Source organism: Antrihabitans spumae (assembly GCF_043944905.1).
GTDB classification, from domain to species: Bacteria; Actinomycetota; Actinomycetes; order Mycobacteriales; family Mycobacteriaceae; genus Antrihabitans; species Antrihabitans spumae.
The window spans coordinates 1-2,098 of the sequence record NZ_JBIMSN010000005.1; the positions used below are offsets into that span (position 1 = coordinate 1).

The 2,098-nt window shown below is 59.6% G+C and carries 2 protein-coding genes; both read right to left on the bottom strand.

The window, feature by feature from the left end; genetic code table 11:
* Nucleotides 1-953, bottom strand: a 953-nt coding sequence (locus ACHIRB_RS01710) for a hypothetical protein (RefSeq protein WP_395126745.1), incomplete at its 3' end; no start/stop codon positions are given.
* 494 nt (nt 954-1,447) lie between these two features.
* Nucleotides 1,448-1,777, bottom strand: a complete 330-nt coding sequence (locus tag ACHIRB_RS01715) for a hypothetical protein (protein ID WP_395126743.1) — start codon at nt 1,775-1,777, stop codon at nt 1,448-1,450.
* Nucleotides 1,778-2,098 lie beyond the last annotated feature (321 nt).

Here is a 2,098-nt window from a genome sequence, read left to right on the forward strand (position 1 = left end):
CCCAGCTCATAGCACCTTTCTTCATGTACGACACCAACTCCGAAGGAATTACCGTGAAAGCGGCAGGCTAGGCGTAGGTAGAGATTGGACATGTCGATCTCGACTATGGCTTCGCCGTTCACACGCGTCCGCAAACGCGCCGACTTCGGCATGTTCTGCCATGAGCCGACACCCGTTGCGTATGCCCTACCGCCATGCCGGAGATCGTCGCAGAAAATGCGCACCAAGTGCGCGTACGGCCGAACGACTCCGTCGAGGGTGAGGGACTGACGACTTCTGACGGCATTGAGTTTCCGCAGCTCTGTCTCCATTTCGAGAGTCCACGCGGACTTTGGTGTTTCGAGCGGTCTCTTCGTCTTCCGATCCCGCACCGATAGGACCGGGGCGTTGTCCAGGAGCAATTCAGGGGCCTCGGCAGCGTCGAGCAGACCACCCAGGAGATCGTAGGTATCCACGGTGAGTGCGACAATCGATTCGACACCTGCGCCTAGGTCGGACCAGCCACGTTTCGCTCGGTTTTCGACAATCAGTCCGAGCCGGATGCCGAGCTCTACACCGGCAATGATCGGCTTGTACGCGAGAAGTCGGTCGTACTTCATCGATTCCGGAATCGCGTAGCGAGGTTTGCTTCGAGAGTAGTGAACGCCCTGTTTGCTGAAGTTCTCCGCGACGTACGCGGAGCGCATCATCGACGCCAATGCCCGCGGATGGCGGGCATCGCTGCGCGGCGAAATCTCGTCGCACTCGAGCATTCGTGCCGCAATGACTTCAAGGGGCTTGTCGAGTTGGTGATCGGCCCACCCGCCCTGGTACGCAACCGCGTCGTCCCGGCTGGGTACGAAGTCGAACCCTCTTCGCATCCCGGTGGTCGGACGGCAACGCGCACGTATCGCGTCAGCGCCGAACTCGTAACTGGCGACGTTGCACGCGTCGCGTTCGACAACTATTGTCATTAACAGCCATCCAAGGGCGTCAGGTGGGGGTCGTCTTCGCACTTCGGACCCTACCGGCATCAGCGCTTCCGATCTACATTCGGGAGCGCTTTTGTCTTGTCCTGGAACAGCTTTGGGACACCTTTGGTACAGGCGTATCCCGCGAGGCTCGTGTCGAGTCGGCTACGTCACATTGCGAAGCCGGCCTCAGGGTGGATTGGCTTCGAGTCAACTGGCTGAACGAGGTGGTCCCGATCTCGGCGTGGAACACCGACGATGTCACCTGGACGGCCACTAGCCCGATGTGGTTGAGGTCCATTCGAGGCCGGTCGGGCGGCATACCGTATGTCCTCATGCTGGCTCGTTGCATCTTCGCATGAGTAGGCGAGAATGGCCTTCAAAGAGCCCAGAGCTGCCGAACCGTGATTAGAACAGCTCGCAGCGCGGCGGTCTCCGTACGGTATGTGGTGACCTGATCATCCGGCCATGTGACGGACCACGAAAATCCAGGCGAGCTAACGGAAGATGCACTTCGCGATTGTCGGCGTTGTGAACGTGTCGATCAATTCTTGTCCCTCCATCCCGGCCGCTCTGTTGCCTTCAACCCGCAGCGTGTCGACTGCATCCATGATCGCTTCGCTCACGACGTGATCCTGCGTGTCGCCTGCGAACGCGCCGCCCCGGCCGAGAGCATCCCGGTGTTCACCGTTCCCCATGACCCCGTGCTCGATCGTCCAGAGTGCTGCGTCTCCCACTTTCCGGCCTGCCATCGAAGCCTCGACGACTACACCTACGAAGCGCCAGTCGAGTTGCCACACGGATAGGTCAGCCGGGGAGTAGCGCACTCCGAAATCGTGAGCATTGCACGCTGTGTCGGGTTCTAGATGAACTGTTAGATCGAACCCATCTCTGCTTGGCAGCGGAAAGTGCTCGCCGATCATATGCATGTGGTTGATCTTCCCGCGCCGAGGTTGGTTCAATCCTCTTCTCAAATCACCCAGAAGACGGGATTCGCGAGTTCGTGGCATGACCGCAGCAGAGGCACTGCAAACGATCGGCACCAGAGCCAACTGAATCGGGACGGTGGGCAAACCGATGCGGCAAGATCGGGCCTTGACCCCGGATGTTGGACACGGGGATTTTCTGGCTATGCAGCCTGGATGAGG